This window comes from Serratia sp. D1N4, assembly GCF_054552755.1.
In genome coordinates this window covers 4907297-4931318 of the sequence record NZ_CM137274.1, presented here as the reverse complement: position 1 = coordinate 4931318, position 24022 = coordinate 4907297, and the positions used below count along the sequence as shown (strand labels likewise).

Here is a 24022-nt window from a genome sequence, read left to right as displayed (position 1 = left end):
TTGGTCTATTGCTTGTGTTGCTGCTGTTGACTCAGTAAATCACGGATTTCCGTCAGCAATTTCTCTTCAGCTGTAGGCGCTGGCGGAGCTGCCGGTTCTTCTACTTCTTTACGGCGCATTTTGTTCATTAATTTGATGGCCATAAAGATCGCGAAGGCAACAATGATAAAGTCAAAAATATTCTGCAGAAACGAACCATAATTCATGACAACGGCGGGGATATTACCCTCAGCTTCGCGCAATACCAGATGGAATTGTTTGAAATCGACGCCCCCGAGCAGCATGCCTAAAGGTGGCATGATAATATCGGAAACCAGTGAAGAAACAATTCTGCCAAATGCGGCACCGATAATGACACCCACCGCCAAGTCGACCACATTGCCACGCATGGCAAACTCGCGAAACTCTTTCAAAATACCCATAAAAACACTCCTTAAAAACTAATGATCCAAGTTTAACAAAGCGATTTCCTTTCGCCACGATGAGTATAGAAAAGTTTTTGGTTTTCCCACGCCAGCACACAGCGGGGAAGCCCATTCACATAATCAATGTTTCTATAGGAAGAACGGGCTTGGTTGGAACAGACGTTCAACGTCCGGCACGAATTTCTTATCGGTAATAAACATGATTATGTGGTCGCCTTGCTGAATTTTGCTATTGCCATTGGCAATGATGACATCATCCCCACGCACAATAGCGCCAATAGTGGTTCCTGGTGGTAGTTTAATCTCTTCTACCGTACGACCAACCACTTTAGAGGTGCTTTCATCTCCGTGAGCAATGGCTTCGATGGCTTCTGCAACTCCACGGCGTAGCGAGGAAACGCTGACAATATCGGCTTTACGCACGTGCCCTAGCAATGCTGAAATCGTCGCCTGCTGCGGTGAAATAGCAATATCAATCACGCTGCCCTGTACTAAATCGACATAGGCACGGCGCTGGATCAGCACCATGACTTTTTTGGCCCCCATGCGCTTGGCTAGCATGGCAGACATGATATTAGCTTCATCGTCATTGGTGATGGCGATAAATACGTCTACCTGGTCCACATGTTCTTCGGCAAGCAGTTCCTGATCGGAAGCATCGCCGTAAAACACAATAGTATCGTGCAGGTGCTCTGCCAACTCAGCGGCACGCTGTTGATTACGTTCAATCAGCTTCACGTTGTATGATTTTTCCAACCGCTGCGCCAACCCTGCTCCCACATTACCCCCGCCAACAATCATGATGCGCTTATAGGGTTTTTCCAGCCGCTGTAACTCACTCATTACTGCGCGGATATGCTGAGAAGCGGCCACAAAGAACACTTCATCACCGGCTTCGATGATGGTTGAACCTTGCGGGCGTATCGGTCGATCCTGACGGAAGATGGCGGCTACGCGAGTATCAATGTGCGGCATATGCTCGCGCATGGAAGATAGAGCATTACCCACCAGTGGGCCACCGTAATAGGCTTTCACTGCGGCGATGCTGACTTTACCGGCGGCGAAATTCACCACCTGCAATGCGCCAGGGTATTCAATCAGTTTATAAATGTAATCGATAACCAACTGTTCCGGCGAGATCAGATGGTCGATCGGAACCGCTTCTGGATGGAATAATTTCTCGGACTCACGAATATATTCCGGTGCACGGATACGTGCGATGCGGTTTGGGGTATTAAATAGGGAATAGGCGATCTGGCAGGCAACCATATTGGTTTCGTCAGAATTGGTGACAGCGACCAGCATGTCGGCATCTTCTGCCCCGGCTTCGCGCAATACGCGCGGATGGGAGCCATGCCCCTGAACGACGCGCAGGTCGAATTTATCCTGTAGCTGGCGTAAACGCCCAGAGTCGGTATCGACTACGGTGATATCGTTGTTTTCACCAACCAGGTTTTCTGCCAGTGTCCCGCCGACCTGACCAGCGCCAAGAATAATTATTTTCATCGGGTTCTCTGCTTCACACTGCAACGGCCGTGGCCGCTATTTGTAGGCGCACTGAGGTGCGCCCTGATAGTTACATTTTAATCAGCTTAGCGTAAAAGAAACCATCACCATCCTCAGGATGAGGAAGATTTTGCCTGCCTGGTGATTGATTATCACCCGTTTCTGCCAAATTAGCGTCGCTATGGCGCTGCAGGAAAGCGGCTATTTGTTCACTGTTCTCCTGCGGCAGAATGGAACAAGTGGCATATACCATCACGCCGCCTGATTTTAAATGCGGCCAGATGGCTTCCAGAATTTCGCTCTGTAGGCTGGCTAACTCAGCGATGTCGCTGTCCCGGCGTAACCATTTGATATCCGGGTGGCGGCGAATGACGCCGGTAGCGGAACAGGGGGCATCCAACAAAATACGGTCGAACTGCTTATCGCCGCACCATTCCGCCGGTGTTCGGCCATCGCCTACTTTTACTTCAGCATGAAGACGCAAGCGTTGCAGGTTTTCTTTTACCCGGGCCAGACGTTGTTCATCGATATCGACGGCCATCACATGGGCTTTCGGCGCAGCCTCCAGAATGTGGGTGGTTTTACCACCGGGTGCCGCGCACAGATCGAGGATCTGTTCGCCGTCCTGCGGATCCAACAGATCGACACAGCCCTGAGCGGAAGCATCCTGTACGGTGACCCAGCCGTCAGCAAAACCCGGCAGATCCGTCACGCCGCAAGGGGCCAGCAAACGTACCGCGTCGCGATATTCCCTATGTGGCTCAGCGGCGATGCCAGCCTGCTGCATTAATTGCAGGTATTCATCACGGCTATGATGCAGACGATTAACACGTAGCCACATTGGGGGTTTCTGATTATTGGCATCAACGATCTGTTCCCAGTTGGCAGGATAAGCCTGTTTGATACGCTTGAGCAGCCAGCTTGGGTGCAAGTGGCGGCTTTCGTTATTGGCGGCGCGTTGCAGCAGTTCTTCTTGCTGGCGTTGGAATTGACGCAGGACGCCATTGATCAAGCCTTTCAATTGCGGGCGCTTCAGGGCAACTGCACCTTCTACGGTTTCAGCCAGTACAGCATGCGGTGGAATGCGGGTATAGAGTAATTGATACAGACCCACCATCAGTAGGTAATGCAGCGTACGCTGCTTGCCAGTCATTGGTTTGGCCATTAATTGCTGAATGCACCATTCAAGCTGCGGTAGCACTCGCAACGTGCCGAAACAAAGCTCCTGCAACAATGCACGATCCTTGTCGGAAATGTTCTTTTGTAATGCTGGCAGAATAGTGCTGAGTGACTGCCCCTGATCCAGTACCTGGCCGATGGCTTTGGCTGCATGGCTGCGGAGATTGTAATTATTTTTCATAGGCTGAAGCTGATAATAATCGGCGTTAAGAGAGAAACAGCCCGGTAATGGTAACCGGGCAAGGGGTGTCTTTTATAACCGGTTACCCGGCATGAACCATTCGCGGCGTGAATTTAATAAATCCTGTGCCGACATCGGTTTTTTACCTGCTGGCTGCAATTGTGTCAGGTTCAGAATACCGTCAGCGGTGGCAACTTGAATCCCCTGTTTGTCGGCATGAACGATAGTGCCTGGCTGTGCGCCAGATGTTTCGGCCAAAACCGTCGCTTGCCAGACTTTCACCGGTTGGTCTTCGATGGTGAAATAGCTGACTGGCCATGGATTGAAAGCACGGATACAACGTTCCAGTTGCGCCGCTGAAAGGCTCCAATCTAGTCGTGCTTCTTCCTTGCTCAGCTTTTCAGCGTAGGTGACCAGCGTTTCATTTTGTACCTCACGCTTCGCCGTACCGGAAGCCAATTGTTGCAGCGTTGCCAGCAACCCCTGTGGCCCCAGTTCCGCTAACTTGTTGTACAGGCTGGCGCTGGTATCAGTGGTTTCGATTGGGCAACTGATCTTGTGCATCATATCACCGGTATCAAGACCAACATCCATCTGCATGATCGTTACGCCAGTTTCACGGTCACCAGCCCACAAAGCACGTTGGATCGGTGCCGCGCCGCGCCAGCGTGGAAGCAGGGAGCCGTGAACATTGATGCAACCCAAGCGCGGCATCTCCAGAACGGCCTTCGGCAGGATCAAGCCATAAGCAACCACCACCATGATATCGGCGTTGAGATCGGCAACCAGGTGCTGATTCTCTTCCGGGCGCAGTGATTTAGGCTGAAACACCGGGATCTGATGCTGTTCTGCCAACACTTTAACCGGGCTTGGCGTCAATTTGTTACCACGGCCAGCTGGGCGATCGGGCTGAGTGAAAACGCCAACAATTTGGTGCTCAGATGACAGCAGCGCGTCGAGGTGACGCGCTGCGAAGTCTGGAGTTCCGGCGAAAATAATCCGTAAAGAGTCAGACACGTTAGTTTCCTGATCGGTTAGGCACGGGCGTTAAGCTTGGCCATTTTTTCCAGTTTCTGACGGATACGCTGGCGTTTAAGCGGAGAAAGGTAATCGACAAACAGCTTACCGACCAGATGATCCATTTCATGCTGGATACAAATAGCCAGCAGTTCATCGGCTTCGAGCTCAAAAGATTGTCCTTGGCGGTCAAGTGCGCGAACCTTTACTTTCTCAGCACGTGGCACCAGAGCGCGATGCTCAGGCACAGAAAGACAACCTTCTTCGATACCGGTTTCGCCGTGTTTTTCCAGCAGTTCCGGGTTGATCAGCACCAGCGGTTCGTCGCGGTTCTCAGAAATATCAATGACGATAATGCGCTGATGGATATCCACCTGTGTAGCAGCGAGGCCAATGCCATCCTCTGCGTACATGGTTTCAAACATATCATCCACGATGCGCTGGATATCTGCATTGAATTCTTTTACCGGGGTTGCAACTTTGCGCAGCCGCTCGTCTGGGAAATGTAATACTTGCAAGACTGACATATATCTTTAGATCTGTATCCGAGTGATAAAAGTGAGTTAGCTTCTATTCTAGACATTTCCTGGCCTGATTGACAGCATCGTTGACCAATTGCACCCATGGGCAATACCACATTTTCAGCGAGGGAATGCGCGATGCAGCCAGAGGAAATCGCTCTACGTATGCATGCTGTGACGGGGATAAGTGCGCAGCAAGCCAGCCAAGTTATCGTTCAGTTGATCGCAGAAGGTAGCGATCCTTACCCGCTATTAAAGCCGCTGGGTTTGAATAATAAACAACAGGAGCAATTCCGTCATGTTCCCGCGCATTATCTGCAGACAACGCTCAAATGGTTAGAACAGGCAGGAAATCAGATGATGATTTACGGTGAGCCCGGTTTCCCTGAGCTTTTGACACATATTGCTGATGCGCCGCTATTGCTGATGGTGAAAGGAAATCCCACAGCCCTACAGTTACCGCAAATCGCCATGGTGGGCAGCCGCCAGTTCAGTCACTATGGCGAGCATTGGGGGAATCACTTTGCCACCGGGCTGGTACATTGTGGCTTTGCCGTCACCAGTGGGTTAGCCATCGGCATTGACGGTATTTGTCACCGTGCAGCCTTGGCTGCCCACGGGGTGACAATTGCCGTGCTGGGCAGTGGCCTAGCCAATATCTATCCGCGCCGCCACCGGCATCTTGCTGAACAAATTGTTGAGCAGGGCGGTGCGGTGGTTTCTGAACATCTGGCTACGGATTTACCTCTGGCCGACCATTTTCCCCGTCGTAACCGAATTATCAGTGGTTTGAGCATGGGGGTGGTGGTCATTGAAGCTTCATTGCGCAGCGGTTCACTGATTACCGCACGTTGTGCGTTGGATCAGGGGCGTGAAGTCTTCGCTCTGCCGGGAGCGTTGGGTAACCCGATGAGTGAGGGAACACACTGGTTGATTCAGCAGGGGGCCAGCCTGGTTACTGGTCCGAAAGATATCGCTGAGCAACTGGGAAGTGGTCTGCATTGGTTGTCCGTGAACGAAAATACAACTATTTCTGCATCTGAGGCCCAAGTTGAATTGCCATTTGCCGATGTGTTGGCTAACGTAGGAGATGAGGTGACACCTGTTGACGTCGTCGCTGAACGTGCCGGCCAACCTGTGCCAGAGGTGGTAATCAAGTTACTCGATCTGGAGTTAGCAGGGTGGATCGCAGCTGTACCCGGCGGCTATGTCCGATTAAGGAGGGCAGGCCATGTTCGACGTACTCATGTACTTGTTTGAAACGTATATCCACAATGAGCCAGAGATGTCAGTTGATCAGGATACCTTGACCGCCGATCTTGCCGAAGCAGGATTCGATCGGGATGATATCTACAACGCATTGAATTGGCTTGAGAAGCTTGCAGACCTCCAGGAAGGTGAGAATGCGCCTTACTTTATGGATGCCGATCCGCTGGCAATGCGGATCTACACCGAAGAAGAAAGTGTGCGTTTGGATGCCAGTTGCCGTGGTTTCCTCTTGTTTTTAGAACAGATTCAAGTATTGAACCTCGAGACCCGTGAAATGGTCATCGATCGTGTTATGGCTTTGGATAACACGGACTTTGATCTCGAAGATCTGAAATGGGTGGTGTTGATGGTGCTGTTTAATATCCCCGGATATGAGAGCGCTTATCAGCAAATGGAAGAACTGTTATTTGAAGTCAACGAAGGTTATCTGCACTGAGCCGATAACAAGCATAGAAAGAAGTTATGACAAAACCAGCGATTTTTGCCACCAGGCAAAATGAACCCTGTCCGGAATGCGGGGCCGAATTGGTGATCCGTAGTGGTCGCCACGGCCCCTTTCTTGGTTGTTCCCAATATCCTGAATGCCAATATATTCGGCCGTTGAAAGCGCAGGCCGACGGCCATGTTGTCAAGGTTCTGGAAGGGCAGGCGTGCCCAAAATGTCAGGCGACGCTGGTGCTACGCCAGGGGCGTTATGGCATGTTCGTTGGTTGTGAGCACTATCCTGAGTGCGATCACACCGAAGCGATCGATAAACCGGACGAGACCAGCATTGCCTGTCCACAATGCGGCCAAGGTAAATTGCTGCAGCGCAAATCACGCTATGGCAAGGTGTTCCACTCTTGCGATCGCTATCCGGCCTGCCAATTCGCCCTCAACTTTAAGCCTATCGCCGGTGAGTGTGCCTTTTGCCACTATCCGTTGCTGATGGAAAAGCGTACGGCAAAAGGCCCAACCCTCTTTTGCGCCAGTAAATTGTGCGGAAAACCCGTCGTTACCACAGAATAATCACGCCATGAGCTCAGAACAAACTTCCGCATTCGCATCTATCATAGAAGCATTGAAAAATCAGCAGGTTATTGCTTACCCAACCGAAGCCGTATTCGGTCTCGGATGCGATCCAGACAGTGAACTGGCAGTCAGTGAGTTGCTGGCATTAAAACAGCGCCCATGGGAAAAGGGCTTGATCCTGGTTGCTGCTGATTATTCGCAGTTAACGCCTTATATCGATGACAACGCATTGAGTGAACAGCAACGTGCGACGATTTTTGCCAGTTGGCCTGGCCCGGTGACTTGGGTGATCCCAGCCAAGCAGCAAACGTCGCGATTACTGACCGGCCGCTTCAGTTCGCTGGCGGTTCGCGTTAGCGATCATCCCTTGGTGCAGCAACTCTGTCGTCAGTTTGGTAAGCCGTTGGTCTCAACCAGCGCTAATTTAAGCGGCCAGGAGCCGTGCCGTACTGTTGCAGAAGTGAAGCTGCAGTTTGGCGAATCTTTCCCGGTGCTGGCTGGTCACGTTGGTGGGCGCCTGAATCCTTCTGAAATCAGAGATGCTTTGACGGGTGAGCAAATCCGTCAGGGATAGAGGTCATGTTAATGGAGAAGTTCGCGGTATTCGGTAATCCCATTGCTCATAGCAAATCCCCCCGTATTCATGCGCTGTTTGCCGAACAAACCCAGATAGATCATCCCTATGGGTCCGTGCTGGCACCGTTGGATGGATTTGAGTCAGTGTTACAGCAGTTTATTATTGAGGGGGGAAAGGGAGCCAATGTCACCGTCCCTTTTAAAGAGCGTGCCTATGAAGCATCAAGTGAGTTAAGTGACAGGGCGGCAATCGCGGGTGCAGTGAATACGCTCAAGGTATTGCCGGATGGCCGTTTGTTAGGTGATAACACCGATGGTATTGGCCTGTTGACCGATCTTGAACGTCAACAACTGATCCAGCCCGGCGATCGTATTCTGCTGGTGGGGGCGGGTGGTGCTGCACGGGGAGTTATCCTGCCATTACTCTCTTTTGGCTGTCGAGTAGTGCTTACCAACCGTACCCCTAGCCGCGCACAAGAGTTGGTGACGCTCTTTCAGCATTTGGGTGAGATCACATCATTACCGATGGATCAACTCGATCAACCACACTTTGACTTAGTGATCAATGCAACCGCTTCAGGGATCAGTGGTGAGATCCCGGCGCTGCCAGCAAGTATTGTGAATAGCACAACCCGTTGTTACGACATGTTCTATCAGCAAGGAAGCACACCATTTCTTGCCTGGGCAAAGAAACAGGGGGTGAAACGTTATGCCGATGGCTTGGGGATGCTGGTGGGGCAGGCAGCACATGCTTTCCTGTTATGGCATGGCGTTATGCCGGAGATCGAGCCAGTGCTGTTAACGCTGCGCAAAGAAATGGCTGTTTGAACAATAGCCCCGCTACAGTGAATTGGAGCGGGGCGTTCAATATTGGATTAGATATCTTTGGAAAGGTATTCGTCTTTCCAGCGTACATAGTTGTTGGACGAGTAGACTAACCCTTCCCGTTCAGCCTGCGTTAATGGTCTCACCTGACGCGCCGGGCTGCCCATATATAGATAGCCAGTTTCTAGGCGTTTGCCCGGGGCAACCAAACTGCCTGCGCCAATCATTACATCATCTTCTATTACCGCACCGTCCAGCAGGATCGAACCCATCCCTACCAAAACCCGGTTGCCGATGACACAGCCGTGCAGCATGGCTTTATGCCCGACGGTGACATCTTCACCAATCAATAGGGGATAACCTGCTGGATTGTAGTCGGATTGATGTGTCACATGCAGGACGCTACCATCCTGGATGTTGCTGCGAGCACCGATCCTCACGGCATTAACATCTCCTCGGATGGAAACCAGTGGCCAGATACTGACGTCATCGGCCAGTTCAACGTTACCGATCACAACGCTGGAAGGATCGATCATGACGCGCTGGCCAATCTGGGGGGAGTAATGAAGATAAGAACGTACTGCATCGGACATGGTATAGCCTCACGTCAGGATCATATTTACCGGCAATACTAGACGCTGACGGTGGAATTACAACCAGTCAACATGCCGGATCCCGTGGAAAACAGCCCGGATCGGATAAGATCCACGCGAAAGGGCTGAAAAGTACGCAGTCGGTTATAAAAGATCTAAAAAGGGCTTGTGGAAAAAACGAGGATCCCTATAATGCGCCTCCATCGACACGGAACATGTGAATAACTTCACAGAGTCTCCGGGGGTCGCAGAGAAAAAACCTGAAAATTAAGGTTGACTCTGAAAGAGGAAAGCGTAATATACGCCACCTCGAGTTAGCAAGCGAAAGCGCGTAACTCACTGCTCTTTAACAATTTATCAGACAATCTGTGTGGGCACTCACAAGACGATATCCAGCCACCTCGGTGGCAAAAAAATATCAAGTCTTGAAGAGTGACCAAAGCAGTATACATTGACCCGCAAGGGCAATGCATTTGCAGAAAGTAATCTTTGAGCATCGCTTTACTTGTTAAAGCAAATCGAACTTTTAATTGAAGAGTTTGATCATGGCTCAGATTGAACGCTGGCGGCAGGCCTAACACATGCAAGTCGAGCGGCAGCGGAAAGTAGCTTGCTACTTTGCCGGCGAGCGGCGGACGGGTGAGTAATGTCTGGGAAACTGCCCGATGGAGGGGGATAACTACTGGAAACGGTAGCTAATACCGCATAACGTCTTCGGACCAAAGTGGGGGACCTTCGGGCCTCACACCATCGGATGTGCCCAGATGGGATTAGCTAGTAGGTGAGGTAATGGCTCACCTAGGCGACGATCCCTAGCTGGTCTGAGAGGATGACCAGCCACACTGGAACTGAGACACGGTCCAGACTCCTACGGGAGGCAGCAGTGGGGAATATTGCACAATGGGCGCAAGCCTGATGCAGCCATGCCGCGTGTGTGAAGAAGGCCTTCGGGTTGTAAAGCACTTTCAGCGAGGAGGAAGGCAGTCGTGTTAATAGCGCGATTGATTGACGTTACTCGCAGAAGAAGCACCGGCTAACTCCGTGCCAGCAGCCGCGGTAATACGGAGGGTGCAAGCGTTAATCGGAATTACTGGGCGTAAAGCGCACGCAGGCGGTTTGTTAAGTCAGATGTGAAATCCCCGCGCTTAACGTGGGAACTGCATTTGAAACTGGCAAGCTAGAGTCTTGTAGAGGGGGGTAGAATTCCAGGTGTAGCGGTGAAATGCGTAGAGATCTGGAGGAATACCGGTGGCGAAGGCGGCCCCCTGGACAAAGACTGACGCTCAGGTGCGAAAGCGTGGGGAGCAAACAGGATTAGATACCCTGGTAGTCCACGCTGTAAACGATGTCGACTTGGAGGTTGTGCCCTTGAGGCGTGGCTTCCGGAGCTAACGCGTTAAGTCGACCGCCTGGGGAGTACGGCCGCAAGGTTAAAACTCAAATGAATTGACGGGGGCCCGCACAAGCGGTGGAGCATGTGGTTTAATTCGATGCAACGCGAAGAACCTTACCTACTCTTGACATCCACGGAACTTGGTAGAGATACCTTGGTGCCTTCGGGAACCGTGAGACAGGTGCTGCATGGCTGTCGTCAGCTCGTGTTGTGAAATGTTGGGTTAAGTCCCGCAACGAGCGCAACCCTTATCCTTTGTTGCCAGCACGTAATGGTGGGAACTCAAAGGAGACTGCCGGTGATAAACCGGAGGAAGGTGGGGATGACGTCAAGTCATCATGGCCCTTACGAGTAGGGCTACACACGTGCTACAATGGCATATACAAAGAGAAGCAAACTCGCGAGAGCCAGCGGACCTCATAAAGTATGTCGTAGTCCGGATTGGAGTCTGCAACTCGACTCCATGAAGTCGGAATCGCTAGTAATCGTAGATCAGAATGCTACGGTGAATACGTTCCCGGGCCTTGTACACACCGCCCGTCACACCATGGGAGTGGGTTGCAAAAGAAGTAGGTAGCTTAACCTTCGGGAGGGCGCTTACCACTTTGTGATTCATGACTGGGGTGAAGTCGTAACAAGGTAACCGTAGGGGAACCTGCGGTTGGATCACCTCCTTACCTAACGATATTGCATCGAGTGAGTGCTCACAACAGATTGTCTGATGAAAAAGTAACGAGCAGAAAAATCTTTATAGGCTTGTAGCTCAGGTGGTTAGAGCGCACCCCTGATAAGGGTGAGGTCGGTGGTTCAAGTCCACTCAGGCCTACCAAATTCGCACTTATGCTGCATTATGGGCTGAGCACGGATGAACAGGTTTCCTGAAAGGGAAAGGCTGTAATTCGCCGCGAGTGGTAATAAAGATTTCTGCCAGTGACTGTATGGGGCTATAGCTCAGCTGGGAGAGCGCCTGCCTTGCACGCAGGAGGTCAGCGGTTCGATCCCGCTTAGCTCCACCATATCCATATAGTCCTTGATAATACTTCAGAGTGTACTGGCAACAGTATGCTGCGAAGTATTTTGCTCTTTAACAATCTGGAACAAGCTGAAAATTGAAACCTGACAGCTGAAACTTATCCCTCCGTAGCGTTATTGGGGTAAGGACTAACCTGTCAGAGAGTCTCTCAATTGTTTACAGCACGACTGTTGTTTTCTGTTTACAGGAAACACCTTCGGGTTGTGAGGTTAAGTGACTAAGCGTACACGGTGGATGCCTAGGCAGTCAGAGGCGATGAAGGGCGTGCTAATCTGCGAAAAGTGTCGGTAAGCTGATATGAAGCGTTACAACCGGCAATACCCGAATGGGGAAACCCAGTGCAATTCGTTGCACTATCGTATGGTGAATACATAGCCATACGAGGCGAACCGGGGGAACTGAAACATCTAAGTACCCCGAGGAAAAGAAATCAACCGAGATTCCCCCAGTAGCGGCGAGCGAACGGGGAAGAGCCCAGAACCTGAATCAGTGGGTGTGTTAGTGGAAGCGTCTGGAAAGTCGCGCAGTAAAGGGTGATAGCCCCGTACACTAAAATGCATGCATTGTGAGTTCGATGAGTAGGGCGGGACACGTGACATCCTGTCTGAATATGGGGGGACCATCCTCCAAGGCTAAATACTCCTGACTGACCGATAGTGAACCAGTACCGTGAGGGAAAGGCGAAAAGAACCCCGGCGAGGGGAGTGAAATAGAACCTGAAACCGTGTACGTACAAGCAGTGGGAGCCTACTAGTTGGGTGACTGCGTACCTTTTGTATAATGGGTCAGCGACTTATATTTTGTAGCAAGGTTAACCGAATAGGGGAGCCGTAGGGAAACCGAGTCTTAACTGGGCGTCTAGTTGCAAGGTATAGACCCGAAACCCGGTGATCTAGCCATGGGCAGGTTGAAGGTTGGGTAACACTAACTGGAGGACCGAACCGACTAATGTTGAAAAATTAGCGGATGACTTGTGGCTGGGGGTGAAAGGCCAATCAAACCGGGAGATAGCTGGTTCTCCCCGAAAGCTATTTAGGTAGCGCCTCGTGAACTCATCTTCGGGGGTAGAGCACTGTTTCGGCTAGGGGGCCATCCCGGCTTACCAACCCGATGCAAACTCCGAATACCGAAGAATGTTATCACGGGAGACACACGGCGGGTGCTAACGTCCGTCGTGAAGAGGGAAACAACCCAGACCGCCAGCTAAGGTCCCAAAGTCATGGTTAAGTGGGAAACGATGTGGGAAGGCATAGACAGCCAGGATGTTGGCTTAGAAGCAGCCATCATTTAAAGAAAGCGTAATAGCTCACTGGTCGAGTCGGCCTGCGCGGAAGATGTAACGGGGCTAAACCATGCACCGAAGCTGCGGCAGCGACGCTTAGGCGTTGTTGGGTAGGGGAGCGTTCTGTAAGCCGTTGAAGGTGGTCTGTGAGGGCTGCTGGAGGTATCAGAAGTGCGAATGCTGACATAAGTAACGATAAAGCGGGTGAAAAACCCGCTCGCCGGAAGACCAAGGGTTCCTGTCCAACGTTAATCGGGGCAGGGTGAGTCGACCCCTAAGGCGAGGCCGAAAGGCGTAGTCGATGGGAAACGGGTTAATATTCCCGTACTCGGTGTTACTGCGAAGGGGGGACGGAGAAGGCTAGGCTAGCCGGGCGACGGTTGTCCCGGTTTAAGCGTGTAGGGGGAGAGAATTGGTAAATCCGTTCTCTTATCTAACCCTGAGGCGTGATGACGATGCACTACGGTGCAGAAGTGGTTGATGCCAAGCTTCCAGGAAAAGCCTCTAAGCTCCAGGTAACACAGAATCGTACCCCAAACCGACACAGGTGGTCAGGTAGAGAATACCCAGGCGCTTGAGAGAACTCGGGTGAAGGAACTAGGCAAAATGGTGCCGTAACTTCGGGAGAAGGCACGCTGGCGCGTAGGTGAAGAGACTTGCTCTCGGAGCTGAAGCCAGTCGCAGATACCAGCTGGCTGCAACTGTTTAATAAAAACACAGCACTGTGCAAACACGAAAGTGGACGTATACGGTGTGACGCCTGCCCGGTGCTGGAAGGTTAATTGATGGGGTTAGCGGCAACGCGAAGCTCTTGATCGAAGCCCCAGTAAACGGCGGCCGTAACTATAACGGTCCTAAGGTAGCGAAATTCCTTGTCGGGTAAGTTCCGACCTGCACGAATGGCGTAATGATGGCCAGGCTGTCTCCACCCGAGACTCAGTGAAATTGAACTCGCTGTGAAGATGCAGTGTACCCGCGGCAAGACGGAAAGACCCCGTGAACCTTTACTATAGCTTGACACTGAACATTGAGCCTTGATGTGTAGGATAGGTGGGAGGCATCGAAGTGTGGACGCCAGTCTGCATGGAGCCAACCTTGAAATACCACCCTTTAATGTTTGATGTTCTAACTCGGCCCCGTGATCCGGGGTGAGGACAGTGTCTGGTGGGTAGTTTGACTGGGGCGGTCTCCTCCCAAAGAGTAACGGAGGAGCACGAAGGTTAGCTAATCACGGTCGGACATCGTGAGGTTAGTGCAAAGGCATAAGCTAGCTTGACTGCGAGAGTGACGGCTCGAGCAGGTACGAAAGTAGGTCTTAGTGATCCGGTGGTTCTGAATGGAAGGGCCATCGCTCAACGGATAAAAGGTACTCCGGGGATAACAGGCTGATACCGCCCAAGAGTTCATATCGACGGCGGTGTTTGGCACCTCGATGTCGGCTCATCACATCCTGGGGCTGAAGTAGGTCCCAAGGGTATGGCTGTTCGCCATTTAAAGTGGTACGCGAGCTGGGTTTAGAACGTCGTGAGACAGTTCGGTCCCTATCTGCCGTGGGCGTTGGAAGATTGAGAGGGGTTGCTCCTAGTACGAGAGGACCGGAGTGAACGCACCACTGGTGTTCGGGTTGTCATGCCAATGGCACTGCCCGGTAGCTAAGTGCGGAAAAGATAAGCGCTGAAAGCATCTAAGCGCGAAACTTGCCTCGAGATGAGTCTTCCCTGGGCCTTTAAGGCCCCTGAAGGAACGTTTAAGACTAAGACGTTGATAGGCTGGGTGTGTAAGTGCAGCGATGCATTGAGCTAACCAGTACTAATGAACCGTGAGGCTTAACCTTACAACACCGAAGGTGTTTTGGTGAGAGACAGAATATAAGTTTTGATTTTCAGCGAAGTTCTTAGATTGGTTCTGGTGGTTACGTGCAGAGACATGTAACGGCCTGGAATGAAACAGAATTTGCCTGGCGGCAATAGCGCGGTGGTCCCACCTGACCCCATGCCGAACTCAGAAGTGAAACGCCGTAGCGCCGATGGTAGTGTGGGGTCTCCCCATGCGAGAGTAGGACACTGCCAGGCATCAAACAAAGCAGAAGGCCATCCGCAAGGATGGCCTTTTTGCGTTTTGTTTACGTCATAACTCCCTTTGTTATAAAGTCTTCTATTTGCAGTTTATTGCTAGCAGCCATTGTTAATGGTTAAATATAGCGAAGATTCTCATCTGAAATATCCTAAAGAAGTTTATTTTTAAGCATTTAACCTAATATCCATGCATATAGATAATATTTATTAACTTTATATAACGTAGAGAACAGAGTTGAGATAGATAAGGTGAGTTTTGTATCGATATGATCTTAAAATACTTTTCTAATTCCATCTTAAAAAACCCATTAAATAATGATGAAAATTCAACTCAATAAAAACAAATAATAGCCATATTCGTTGAATCGAGTAGACTAGATGACAATTTACTACGTAAGAGTATTTAACGTCATGTCTACTGAAAACACTTCTTTAAAAAAGCACAATACTTTCGCGCTCCCCGTTAACGCAGCGCATTTAGTTATTGCTGAAAAAATTGAAATGATGATTAAGGCTTGGCAAAAAGCGCAAAAGCGTCGTGAGCCACTACTGGTAATCGGTGAAGGGAGTAATGTCCTGTTCTTGGAGGATTTTGCCGGTACCGTCATGATCAATAACCTGAAAGGTATCGAAGTCAGAGAAGAGGATGACGCTTGGCATCTTCATGTCAGTTCTGGTGAGAATTGGCACTACCTGGTAAGTAAGACTCTTGAGCAAGAGATACCAGGATTGGAAAATCTAGCATTAATTCCTGGTTTGGTAGGCTCTGCACCGATTCAAAACATTGGCGCGTATGGCTTGGAACTGAAGCATGTTTGCGAATATGTCGATCTGCTGAATCTGAGGACTGGCGAGATTGATCGCATGAGCCCCGAACGCTGCGAGTTTGGTTACCGTGAAAGCGTGTTTAAACATGAGTTTAAAGTCGGCTACATCATTGTAGGTGTCGGTTTACGACTCAATAAGCTGTGGAGTCCACTACTGAACTACGGTGATCTTACCAAGTTGGATCGACAGACAGTCACGCCACAGCAAGTCTTTGATTCGGTATGCGCTATGCGGCGTAGTAAGCTGCCGGACCCACGAGTAATGGGTAACGCAGGCAGTTTCTTCAAAAACCCGCAGGTGAGCGCGGAAAAAGCCAGCATGCTGCTTACCCAGTATCCAACGATGCCTCATTACCCGCAGTTGGATGGGCAAGTGAAATTGGCCGCTGGTTGGCTCATCGATCAGTGCTCGTTAAAGGGGTATCAGATTGGTGGTGCTGCAGTACATCGTCAGCAGGCGCTGGTTTTAGTGAATGCAGATAATGCCAGCAGCAGAGATGTGGTCGAACTAGCAAGGCATGTACGTAATACGGTGGCAGCGAAATTCGATGTCTGGCTGGAACCGGAAGTACGCTTTATTGGGGCAACCGGTGAGCTAGATGCGGTCGAGGTTCTGTCATGAAAGATACCAAAGTACCACTTAAGATTATTTCGCTTCTAGCTGATGGGGAGTTTCACTCAGGTGAGCACTTGGGTGAGTTTCTGGGAATGAGCCGAGCTGCCATTAACAAACACATTCAGACTATCCGGGAGTGGGGGTTGGATGTGTTTACCGTGCCAGGTAAAGGCTATAGCCTGCAAGGAGAGATGAATTTACTGGATGCCGAACGTATCCTCGGCATGCTGGAAGATAAGCGTGTCACTGTTTTACCGGTTGTCGATTCAACGAACCAGTATTTACTGGATCGTATTACGGATCTAACCTCTGGTGATGCCTGTATCGCAGAATACCAGCAGGCTGGCCGTGGGCGGCGTGGCAGACAGTGGGTATCTCCTTTTGGTGCTAACCTCTATCTGTCTATGTTCTGGCGTCTTGAACAAGGGCCAGCGGCGGCAATGGGGCTTAGCTTGGTCATTGGTATTGTGATGGCCGAAGTGCTTCAACGCTTAGGGGCAGAACAAGTACGGGTTAAATGGCCAAACGATCTGTATCTCAACGATCGGAAGCTAGCTGGCATACTCGTTGAGTTGACAGGTAAAACTGGGGATGCGGCACAATTGGTACTCGGTGCTGGTATTAACATGGCGATGCGTGAAACACATGCTAATACGATCGATCAACGGTGGATTAATCTGCAAGAAACAGGGATCAATATCGATCGTAATGAATTGGCGGCCACCTTACTTAATGAGTTACGTCATTCATTGATGCAATTCGAAACCGAAGGACTCCCACCATTTATTTCTCGCTGGCGCCAACTAGATAACTTTATTGATCGGCCTGTTAAGCTTTTAATTGGTGAGCAGCAGATTTTTGGCATTGCTAGAGGTATCGATCAGCAAGGAGCACTATTACTTGAACAGGATGGCGTAATTAGGCCCTTTATTGGTGGTGAGATATCTCTGCGCAGTGCTGAGTAATGCTGTGAAATAAGAGAGGCTACAGCCTCTCTTATTTTTTGGCTATTTCCGCAACCGTACACTTTCCACAGCATGATTGGCACTTTTAGTCATGATCAAGCTGGCACGCTCGCGTGTTGGAAGTATATTTTGGTGTAAATTCAATCCATTAATCTCATTCCATAATTGAGTGGCAATATGAATAGCTTCCGTTTCTGGAAGTTTCGCATAGTTATGGAAATAAGAATCCGGATTGGAGAACGCACCCTGTCGAAATTTCAGAAAACGGTTGATATACCATGTTTGCAATAAGTCTTCTGGGGCATCGACATATATTGAGAAGTCAACAAAATCCGAGACAAAGACGCGATGGGGATCGTGCGGATAATCCATGCCACTTTGCAGGACATTCAACCCTTCAAGAATCAGGATGTCGGGCTGCTCAATAACTTTATTGCCTTCTGGAACAACATCATAAATCAGATGAGAATAAACCGGAGCAGTGACACGTCGGGCTCCCGATTTTACTTCTGAAACAAACTTCACCAGGCTGTGCATATCGTAGGATTGCGGAAATCCTTTTTTCTTCATCAAACCGCGTTCGTTCAGTACCTTGTTCGGATGCAGAAAGCCATCGGTAGTAATCAACTCGACGCTACGATGTTCAGGCCAACGGCTCAATAACGCCTGTAACAAACGCGCTGTCGTACTTTTACCCACGGCAACACTGCCAGCAATGCCAATGACATAGGGGATGCGTTGACCATCCGTGCCCAGGAATTGTTCAAGCACAGCTTGGCGACGCAGGTTAGAACTGATGTAGAAGTTCAGCAGTCGTGAGAGCGGCAAATAGATCTGTGCCACCTCTTCCAAAGAGAGATCCTCGTTAATCCCTTTCAGTTTAACAATCTCTTCTTCCGACAACGTCAGTGGTACTGAATTTCGCAATGCAGCCCACTGGGTACGATCAAACTGAAGATATGGCGTTGCTAAAGATTGCTCTCTTTTTATCATAAGCCAAATTCTGCCTGTTAACGCAGGTTGGGAACGGCGCCGGACGCCAACTCCAGATAATAAACAAGCTGCATATTATAGACAGCTTCGTTTTTGGCGTAGACTTTTTTCACAAATGTTACCGATTAGCATGAGTTTATGCCAATAGTGCGAACAGGCACGCAGTTGATTGATAGCAAGTTGCAAAGTGGTATCTCCTGGTGATGATACCGCTCTCAGGTCAACTGCGAGGGTGTGAGATACAGCGAATGAAACGAGTATTTACGTTCTATGGACGGCTATTTCCTGATGTAGTGCCTCGATCCCGATCACAATTTTTTGTCAGATTGCTCGTTATGCGATGCCCAGCATGAAGAAACGCCGGGGAACCCTTGCAAAAAATGAATAAAATTGTACAGAATGATGGTCGCGATGGATGAATATGCGTACGTCCAAAGCGGTGAATTGCTAGCTGGCATGCAAAATCGAATGATTTGTGAGCGATAGTGCGCGGAACGCAAATTTTTTGTTGCATAGGCCGTCAGCTCTACCTAGAATGCGCTGCACTTGATGCCGGCTTAGCTCAGTTGGTAGAGCAACTGACTTGTAATCAGTAGGTCACCAGTTCGATTCCGGTAGCCGGCACCATCAAGTATAATTAGAGTACACAATCTGGTGGGGTTCCCGAGCGGCCAAAGGGAGCAGACTGTAAATCTGCCGTCACAGACTTCGAAGGTTCGAATCCTTCCCCCACCACCAAATTAAATCCTGACAACAGGATTAAACCGGGATGACAGATAGTAATTGACGTTGTCACGGGGAAGGTGAAAGCCTTCTGAAAAGTTCGCGCCAGATAGCAGTATGAATATTGGCACGAAGGGTGAAGAGTTAAGCGACGAACAATCCTTTTCTCACACCTAAAAATTCTACAGATAAAGTCAGGTAGCCGAGTTCCAGGATGCGGGCATCGTATAATGGCTATTACCTCAGCCTTCCAAGCTGATGATGTGGGTTCGATTCCCACTGCCCGCTCCAAGATGTGCTGATATAGCTCAGTTGGTAGAGCGCACCCTTGGTAAGGGTGAGGTCGGCAGTTCGAATCTGCCTATCAGCACCACTTCTTAATTTCTCGCCCCCTGATTTTCTTTCTGTTCTGGATTCAACAAGCAAACGCTTGGTTGATGTGGTGATACCACCGATTTATCCGTGTCTTAGAGGGACAATCGATGTCTAAAGAAAAGTTTGAACGTACAAAACCGCACGTTAACGTCGGTACTATCGGCCACGTTGACCATGGTAAAACTACCCTGACTGCAGCAATCACCACCGTGCTGGCTAAAACCTACGGCGGTAACGCACGTGCTTTCGACCAGATCGATAACGCACCAGAAGAAAAAGCTCGTGGTATCACCATCAACACCTCTCACGTTGAGTACGATACCCCGACTCGTCACTACGCGCACGTTGACTGCCCAGGGCACGCCGACTATGTGAAAAACATGATCACCGGTGCTGCTCAGATGGACGGCGCAATCCTGGTTGTTGCTGCGACTGACGGCCCAATGCCGCAGACCCGTGAGCACATCCTGTTGGGTCGTCAGGTTGGCGTTCCTTACATCATCGTGTTCATGAACAAATGTGACATGGTTGATGATGAAGAGCTGCTAGAACTGGTAGAAATGGAAGTGCGGGAGCTTCTGTCTGCTTATGACTTCCCTGGTGATGATCTGCCAGTGGTTCGCGGTTCAGCTCTGCAAGCGCTGAACGGTGTGCCAGAGTGGGAAGAGAAGATCATCGAGCTGGCTGGCTACCTGGATTCTTATATCCCAGAACCAGAGCGTGCGATTGACAAGCCGTTCCTGCTGCCAATCGAAGATGTATTCTCTATCTCCGGTCGTGGTACCGTAGTTACGGGTCGTGTTGAGCGCGGTATCGTTAAAGTTGGCGAAGAAGTTGAAATCGTTGGTATCAAAGACACCGTTAAGTCTACCTGTACTGGCGTTGAAATGTTCCGCAAACTGCTGGACGAAGGCCGTGCTGGCGAGAACGTGGGTGTTCTGCTGCGTGGTATCAAGCGTGAAGATATCGAACGTGGTCAGGTTCTGGCTAAGCCAGGCTCTATCAAGCCGCACACTCAGTTTGATTCAGAAGTGTATATCCTGAGCAAAGAAGAAGGCGGTCGTCATACGCCATTCTTCAAAGGCTACCGTCCACAGTTCTACTTCCGTACTACTGACGTGACCGGTACCATCGAACTGCCAGAAGGCGTAGAAATGGTAATGCCAGGTGACAACGTGAACATGAAAGTCACGCTGATCCACCCAATCGCAATGGATGACGGCTTGCGTTTCGCAATCCGTGAAGGTGGCCGTACTGTTGGTGCGGGCGTTGTTGCCAAAGTTATCGCCTAATCGCTGATAATATTTGACGCGACCTGCGGTAAAAGGGCATCATTTGATGCCCTTTTTATACGCTGTGAACTAGAACCTATCTCATCAGCGATTTTGCGGTCATAATCATTGGTGAGATGGGCTCTTAAACCGTATTGACTGAAATACGTCATAGCGTAAACACCGAGTGCTGCTCAGCAGCATCTGATCGGTTTGGTTTGCCTCGCGTTGCGAGGCAAAGTTATTTGTTCGAATCATTGTGACAGGTTGGTTTATGAGTGCGAATACCGAGGCTCAAGGGAGCGGACGCGGCCTTGAAGTGACTAAGTGGTTGATCGTCGCCGTTCTGTTGGTTATGGCTATTGTCGGTAACTATTATTACCGTGATTTCAGCCTGCCATTGCGCGCGCTGGCAGTTGTACTGATCATTGTGGTTGCTGGAGCAGTGGCATTGATGACTACCAAGGGCAAAGCCACCGTTGCGTTTGCGCGCGAAGCGCGTACTGAAGTACGTAAAGTGATTTGGCCAACTCGTCAGGAAACGTTACATACCACGTTGATCGTTGCCGCGGTAACTGCCGTGATGTCACTGATTCTGTGGGGGCTGGATGGTATTCTGGTCCGTCTGGTATCGTTTATTACTGGCCTGAGGTTCTAAAATGTCTGAAGCCCCAAAAAAACGTTGGTACGTCGTTCAGGCGTTTTCCGGTTTTGAAGGTCGCGTAGCTCAATCGCTGCGTGAACACATCAAACTGCAGGATATGGAAGAGCTGTTCGGCGAAGTCATGGTACCTACGGAAGAAGTCGTTGAAATCCGTGGTGGCCAGCGTCGCAAGAGTGAACGTAAATTCTTCCCTGGTTATGTATTGGTCCAGATGGTGATGAATGATGCAAGCTGGCACTTGGTGCGTAGCGTTCCTCGTGTTATGGGCTTCATCGGTGGAACTTCCGATCGTCCTGCGCCTATCAGCGACAAAGAAGTGGATGCGATTATGAACCGTCTGCAGCAGGCGGGTGATAAGCCACGTCCGAAAACGTTGTTCGAACCTGGTGAACTGGTGCGTGTTAACGATGGTCCGTTTGCTGACTTCAACGGTGTTGTTGAAGAAGTGGACTATGAGAAAAGCCGCCTGAAGGTTTCTGTTTCCATCTTTGGCCGCGCAACGCCGGTAGAGTTGGACTTCAGCCAGGTAGAAAAAGGCTGATTGATTAATCAGCAATGCAAGCGGATTTGTTGCTTGTCAGAGGCGCGGAATTGAACTACAATTTCGCGCCTTTTGTTTTTAGATGCTTCGCTCTCGGAGCGGGGTAAAACACGGGGAGCCTCTTTAGAGGCGATACTACCCATACGAGGAAATTTCAATGGCCAAGAAAGTACAAGCCTACGTCAAGCTGCAAGTTGCAGCCGGTATGGCTAACCCGAGCCCGCCAGTCGGTCCAGCTCTGGGTCAGCAAGGTGTTAACATCATGGAATTCTGTAAGGCGTTCAATGCTAAGACTGACAGCGTTGAAAAAGGTCTGCCGATCCCTGTTGTTATTACTGTTTATTCTGATCGCTCCTTCACTTTCGTTACCAAGACCCCGCCAGCGGCAGTTCTGCTGAAGAAAGCGGCTGGTGTTAAGTCTGGTTCCGGTAAGCCGAACAAAGAAAAAGTCGGTAAAGTGACTCGTGCTCAGGTACGTGAAATCGCAGAGACCAAAGCTGCGGACATGACTGGTTCTGACGTTGAAGCGATGACTCGCTCCATCGAAGGTACTGCTCGTTCCATGGGCCTGGTAGTGGAGGATTAAGAAATGGCTAAGCTGACCAAGCGCATGCGCGTGATCCGTGACAAAGTTGATGCTACTAAACAGTATGACATCACCGAAGCTGTTGCTCTGCTGAAAGAGCTGGCCACCGCTAAATTCGTAGAAAGCGTTGACGTTGCTGTTAACCTCGGCATCGACGCTCGTAAATCAGACCAAAACGTACGTGGTGCTACCGTTCTGCCACACGGCACCGGTCGTTCCGTTCGCGTTGCCGTATTTGCCCAAGGCCCTAACGCTGAAGCTGCGAAAGCGGCTGGCGCAGAGCTGGTAGGTATGGAAGATCTGGCTGACCAGATCAAGAAAGGCGAAATGAACTTCGACGTTGTTATTGCTTCCCCAGATGCAATGCGCGTAGTTGGTCAACTGGGCCAGGTTCTGGGTCCACGTGGCCTGATGCCAAACCCGAAAGTGGGTACCGTTACTCCGAACGTTGCTGAAGCAGTCAAAAATGCTAAAGCAGGTCAGGTTCGTTATCGTAACGATAAAAACGGCATCATCCATACCACTATCGGTAAGGTTGATTTCGACACAGACAAGCTGAAAGAAAACCTGGAATCTCTGCTGGTTGCGCTGAAAAAAGCGAAACCATCTCAGGCGAAAGGCGTGTACATCAAAAAAGTTAGCCTCTCCACCACCATGGGTGCTGGCGTTGCTATCGATCAGAGCGGCTTGACTGCTGTAGCGAACTAATCGCTTTGACTTGGGGCAAAGATTCACCTAGAATCCTATGCCCCAAGGTTTTGCTATAGCGTTGCTACAGTGAAACAACAGATTTTTCGGTTGGAGCCTGGCCTATCCAGGCCTCCGTCCAAGACCGCAGGTGTGTCGAAAGATGCTTAATCTTCCTGCGTAGACGGTGACAGAGCCTAAAGAAATTTTTTCTTTTTATAAAGAATAGTCTTTGCTGGATTCTGCTCACCGTGTTAACCCGCTCAATATCGCGTGTTTACACAAAATATTGAGTGAAGTGAGTTCCGGGGAATTATCCCCGGCTAATCCAGGAGCAAAAAGCTAATGGCATTGAATCTTCAAGACAAACAAGCGATTGTTGCTGAAGTCAACGAAGTGGCCAAAGGCGCGCTGTCTGCGGTTGTTGCGGATTCCCGTGGCGTTACTGTAGATAAAATGACTGAACTGCGTAGAGCAGGTCGTGAAGCTGGCGTTTACATGCGTGTTGTTCGTAACACCCTGATGCGTCGCGTAGTTGAAGGCACTCCGTTCGAATGCCTGAAAGACACGTTTGTCGGTCCAACCTTGATTGCATTCTCTAACGAACACCCGGGCGCTGCTGCTCGTCTGTTCAAAGAGTTCGCGAAAGCGAATGCAAAATTCGAGGTTAAAGCTGCGGCCTTTGAAGGTGAGCTGATCCCTGCGGCACAAATTGACCGCTTGGCAACGCTGCCTACTTACGATGAAGCAATCGCACGCCTGATGGCAACCATGAAAGAAGCCGCTGCTGGCAAATTGGTTCGCACTCTGGCTGCTCTGCGCGATCAGAAAGAAGCTGCATAAGCCGCTCTTTCTTAGCCTTTGCTAACGTATTTAAACTATTTCTGA

At 50.2% G+C, this 24022-nt stretch carries 20 protein-coding genes, 6 tRNA genes, 3 rRNA genes and 1 other RNA gene; 23 read left to right on the top strand and 7 right to left on the bottom strand.

Annotation, left to right across the window (positions count from 1 at the left end):
* Positions 1–5: 5 nt before the first annotated feature.
* From mscL to def, 5 genes are all read right to left on the bottom strand, one after another.
* Positions 6–422, bottom strand: coding sequence for a large-conductance mechanosensitive channel protein MscL (mscL, locus tag ACX1CU_RS22100; protein WP_459400342.1), 417 nt, complete (start codon positions 420–422; stop codon positions 6–8).
* A gap of 132 nt (positions 423–554) precedes the next feature.
* Positions 555–1931, bottom strand: a complete 1377-nt coding sequence (gene trkA / locus ACX1CU_RS22095) for a Trk system potassium transporter TrkA (RefSeq protein ID WP_459400341.1) — start codon at positions 1929–1931, stop codon at positions 555–557.
* A 70-nt stretch (positions 1932–2001) separates the two neighbouring features.
* Entirely contained in the window at positions 2002–3291 is a 1290-nt protein-coding gene (rsmB, locus tag ACX1CU_RS22090) for a 16S rRNA (cytosine(967)-C(5))-methyltransferase RsmB (RefSeq protein WP_459400340.1), read from the bottom strand.
* 72 nt (positions 3292–3363) lie between these two features.
* Entirely contained in the window at positions 3364–4308 is a 945-nt protein-coding gene (fmt, locus tag ACX1CU_RS22085; protein WP_459400339.1) for a methionyl-tRNA formyltransferase, read from the bottom strand.
* Positions 4309–4325: 17 nt separating this feature from the next.
* Entirely contained in the window at positions 4326–4835 is a 510-nt protein-coding gene (gene def, locus ACX1CU_RS22080; RefSeq protein WP_459400338.1) for a peptide deformylase, read from the bottom strand.
* Between the two features lie 132 nt (positions 4836–4967).
* Between def and dprA the strand changes: the two genes are divergently transcribed.
* From dprA to aroE, 5 genes are read left to right on the top strand one after another with little or no spacing between them, the layout of a single operon-like run.
* Positions 4968–6089, top strand: a complete 1122-nt coding sequence (gene dprA, locus ACX1CU_RS22075) for a DNA-protecting protein DprA (protein ID WP_459400337.1) — start codon at positions 4968–4970, stop codon at positions 6087–6089.
* Positions 6061–6534 carry a DUF494 family protein gene (locus ACX1CU_RS22070; RefSeq protein ID WP_459400336.1) on the top strand — a complete coding sequence of 158 codons (474 nt, stop codon included), beginning with the start codon at positions 6061–6063 and terminating at the stop codon, positions 6532–6534. Before dprA ends, ACX1CU_RS22070 begins: the two co-directional genes overlap by 29 nt.
* Before the next feature lie 26 nt (positions 6535–6560).
* Positions 6561–7106 carry a DNA topoisomerase family protein gene (locus tag ACX1CU_RS22065; RefSeq protein WP_459400335.1) on the top strand — a complete coding sequence of 182 codons (546 nt, stop codon included), beginning with the start codon at positions 6561–6563 and terminating at the stop codon, positions 7104–7106.
* 7 nt (positions 7107–7113) lie between these two features.
* Positions 7114–7683 (top strand): L-threonylcarbamoyladenylate synthase type 1 TsaC, encoded by a 570-nt coding sequence (gene tsaC / locus ACX1CU_RS22060; protein WP_459400334.1) that lies wholly within the window; start codon positions 7114–7116, stop codon positions 7681–7683.
* Positions 7684–7694: 11 nt separating this feature from the next.
* Complete coding sequence (gene aroE, locus ACX1CU_RS22055; protein WP_459402882.1) at positions 7695–8513, top strand: shikimate dehydrogenase; 819 nt, start codon at positions 7695–7697, stop codon at positions 8511–8513.
* A 47-nt stretch (positions 8514–8560) separates the two neighbouring features.
* Here the strand turns inward: aroE and ACX1CU_RS22050 are convergent, their stop codons facing one another.
* Positions 8561–9103: a gamma carbonic anhydrase family protein gene (locus tag ACX1CU_RS22050; RefSeq protein WP_459400333.1), complete on the bottom strand. Its 543-nt coding sequence runs from the start codon at positions 9101–9103 to the stop codon at positions 8561–8563.
* A 527-nt stretch (positions 9104–9630) separates the two neighbouring features.
* On the opposite strand from ACX1CU_RS22050, the gene ACX1CU_RS22045 reads away from it, so the two are divergent.
* The 7 genes from ACX1CU_RS22045 to birA all read left to right on the top strand — a co-directional run bounded on the left by ACX1CU_RS22045 (position 9631) and on the right by birA (position 17294).
* Positions 9631–11173: ribosomal RNA gene (locus ACX1CU_RS22045) — 16S ribosomal RNA — on the top strand.
* Positions 11174–11248: 75 nt separating this feature from the next.
* Positions 11249–11325: transfer RNA gene (locus ACX1CU_RS22040), tRNA-Ile, on the top strand.
* 111 nt (positions 11326–11436) lie between these two features.
* Positions 11437–11512 (top strand) — tRNA-Ala (locus ACX1CU_RS22035).
* A gap of 224 nt (positions 11513–11736) precedes the next feature.
* Positions 11737–14645, top strand: a 23S ribosomal RNA gene (locus ACX1CU_RS22030).
* A 122-nt stretch (positions 14646–14767) separates the two neighbouring features.
* Positions 14768–14883, top strand: a 5S ribosomal RNA gene (gene rrf, locus ACX1CU_RS22025).
* The 16S, 23S and 5S rRNA genes sit together here with 2 tRNA genes alongside, the layout of an rRNA operon.
* A gap of 414 nt (positions 14884–15297) precedes the next feature.
* Positions 15298–16335 (top strand): UDP-N-acetylmuramate dehydrogenase, encoded by a 1038-nt coding sequence (murB, locus tag ACX1CU_RS22020; RefSeq protein WP_459400332.1) that lies wholly within the window; start codon positions 15298–15300, stop codon positions 16333–16335.
* Complete coding sequence (gene birA, locus ACX1CU_RS22015; protein WP_459400331.1) at positions 16332–17294, top strand: bifunctional biotin--[acetyl-CoA-carboxylase] ligase/biotin operon repressor BirA; 963 nt, start codon at positions 16332–16334, stop codon at positions 17292–17294. The genes murB and birA overlap by 4 nt, the downstream gene beginning before the upstream one ends.
* Before the next feature lie 42 nt (positions 17295–17336).
* On the opposite strand, the gene coaA is transcribed toward birA, so the two are convergent.
* Complete coding sequence (coaA, locus tag ACX1CU_RS22010) at positions 17337–18287, bottom strand: type I pantothenate kinase (protein ID WP_459400330.1); 951 nt, start codon at positions 18285–18287, stop codon at positions 17337–17339.
* A 551-nt stretch (positions 18288–18838) separates the two neighbouring features.
* Here coaA and ACX1CU_RS22005 point away from each other — a divergent pair.
* The 11 genes from ACX1CU_RS22005 to rplJ all read left to right on the top strand — a co-directional run bounded on the left by ACX1CU_RS22005 (position 18839) and on the right by rplJ (position 23977).
* A tRNA-Thr gene (locus ACX1CU_RS22005) sits at positions 18839–18914 on the top strand.
* A gap of 26 nt (positions 18915–18940) precedes the next feature.
* A tRNA-Tyr gene (locus ACX1CU_RS22000) sits at positions 18941–19025 on the top strand.
* Positions 19026–19070: 45 nt separating this feature from the next.
* Positions 19071–19186, top strand: a non-coding RNA gene (locus ACX1CU_RS21995) — RtT sRNA.
* 40 nt (positions 19187–19226) lie between these two features.
* Positions 19227–19301 (top strand) — tRNA-Gly (locus ACX1CU_RS21990).
* A gap of 6 nt (positions 19302–19307) precedes the next feature.
* Positions 19308–19383: transfer RNA gene (locus ACX1CU_RS21985), tRNA-Thr, on the top strand.
* 109 nt (positions 19384–19492) lie between these two features.
* A complete protein-coding gene (gene tuf, locus ACX1CU_RS21980; RefSeq protein ID WP_459400329.1) occupies positions 19493–20677 on the top strand; it encodes an elongation factor Tu in 1185 nt (394 codons plus the stop codon).
* 253 nt (positions 20678–20930) lie between these two features.
* The gene (gene secE, locus ACX1CU_RS21975) at positions 20931–21314 is read left to right on the top strand and encodes a preprotein translocase subunit SecE (protein ID WP_459400328.1); all 384 of its coding nucleotides are present in this window, start codon (positions 20931–20933) and stop codon (positions 21312–21314) included.
* 1 nt (position 21315) lies between these two features.
* The gene (gene nusG, locus ACX1CU_RS21970; protein ID WP_459400327.1) at positions 21316–21861 is read left to right on the top strand and encodes a transcription termination/antitermination protein NusG; all 546 of its coding nucleotides are present in this window, start codon (positions 21316–21318) and stop codon (positions 21859–21861) included.
* Positions 21862–22018: 157 nt separating this feature from the next.
* Positions 22019–22447 carry a 50S ribosomal protein L11 gene (gene rplK, locus ACX1CU_RS21965; RefSeq protein WP_459400326.1) on the top strand — a complete coding sequence of 143 codons (429 nt, stop codon included), beginning with the start codon at positions 22019–22021 and terminating at the stop codon, positions 22445–22447.
* 3 nt (positions 22448–22450) lie between these two features.
* Positions 22451–23155, top strand: coding sequence for a 50S ribosomal protein L1 (gene rplA, locus ACX1CU_RS21960; protein WP_459400325.1), 705 nt, complete (start codon positions 22451–22453; stop codon positions 23153–23155).
* Positions 23156–23479: 324 nt separating this feature from the next.
* Positions 23480–23977: a 50S ribosomal protein L10 gene (rplJ, locus tag ACX1CU_RS21955; protein ID WP_459400324.1), complete on the top strand. Its 498-nt coding sequence runs from the start codon at positions 23480–23482 to the stop codon at positions 23975–23977.
* The last annotated feature ends 45 nt before the right edge of the window (positions 23978–24022 follow it).

Excerpts from the sequence above, each read along its gene's own strand:
- mscL (WP_459400342.1), bottom strand. The coding sequence starts at position 422 with ATGGGTATTTTGAAAGAGTTTCGCGAGTTTGCCATGCGTGGCAATGTG.
- trkA (WP_459400341.1), bottom strand. The coding sequence starts at position 1,931 with ATGAAAATAATTATTCTTGGCGCTGGTCAGGTCGGCGGGACACTGGCA.
- rsmB (WP_459400340.1), bottom strand. The coding sequence starts at position 3,291 with ATGAAAAATAATTACAATCTCCGCAGCCATGCAGCCAAAGCCATCGGC.
- def (WP_459400338.1), bottom strand. The coding sequence starts at position 4,835 with ATGTCAGTCTTGCAAGTATTACATTTCCCAGACGAGCGGCTGCGCAAA.
- dprA (WP_459400337.1), top strand. The coding sequence starts at position 4,968 with ATGCAGCCAGAGGAAATCGCTCTACGTATGCATGCTGTGACGGGGATA.
- ACX1CU_RS22070 (WP_459400336.1), top strand. The coding sequence starts at position 6,061 with ATGTTCGACGTACTCATGTACTTGTTTGAAACGTATATCCACAATGAG.
- ACX1CU_RS22065 (WP_459400335.1), top strand. The coding sequence starts at position 6,561 with ATGACAAAACCAGCGATTTTTGCCACCAGGCAAAATGAACCCTGTCCG.
- tsaC (WP_459400334.1), top strand. The coding sequence starts at position 7,114 with ATGAGCTCAGAACAAACTTCCGCATTCGCATCTATCATAGAAGCATTG.
- aroE (WP_459402882.1), top strand. The coding sequence starts at position 7,695 with ATGGAGAAGTTCGCGGTATTCGGTAATCCCATTGCTCATAGCAAATCC.
- ACX1CU_RS22050 (WP_459400333.1), bottom strand. The coding sequence starts at position 9,103 with ATGTCCGATGCAGTACGTTCTTATCTTCATTACTCCCCCCAGATTGGC.
- murB (WP_459400332.1), top strand. The coding sequence starts at position 15,298 with ATGTCTACTGAAAACACTTCTTTAAAAAAGCACAATACTTTCGCGCTC.
- birA (WP_459400331.1), top strand. The coding sequence starts at position 16,332 with ATGAAAGATACCAAAGTACCACTTAAGATTATTTCGCTTCTAGCTGAT.
- coaA (WP_459400330.1), bottom strand. The coding sequence starts at position 18,287 with ATGATAAAAAGAGAGCAATCTTTAGCAACGCCATATCTTCAGTTTGAT.
- tuf (WP_459400329.1), top strand. The coding sequence starts at position 19,493 with ATGTCTAAAGAAAAGTTTGAACGTACAAAACCGCACGTTAACGTCGGT.
- secE (WP_459400328.1), top strand. The coding sequence starts at position 20,931 with ATGAGTGCGAATACCGAGGCTCAAGGGAGCGGACGCGGCCTTGAAGTG.
- nusG (WP_459400327.1), top strand. The coding sequence starts at position 21,316 with ATGTCTGAAGCCCCAAAAAAACGTTGGTACGTCGTTCAGGCGTTTTCC.
- rplK (WP_459400326.1), top strand. The coding sequence starts at position 22,019 with ATGGCCAAGAAAGTACAAGCCTACGTCAAGCTGCAAGTTGCAGCCGGT.
- rplA (WP_459400325.1), top strand. The coding sequence starts at position 22,451 with ATGGCTAAGCTGACCAAGCGCATGCGCGTGATCCGTGACAAAGTTGAT.
- rplJ (WP_459400324.1), top strand. The coding sequence starts at position 23,480 with ATGGCATTGAATCTTCAAGACAAACAAGCGATTGTTGCTGAAGTCAAC.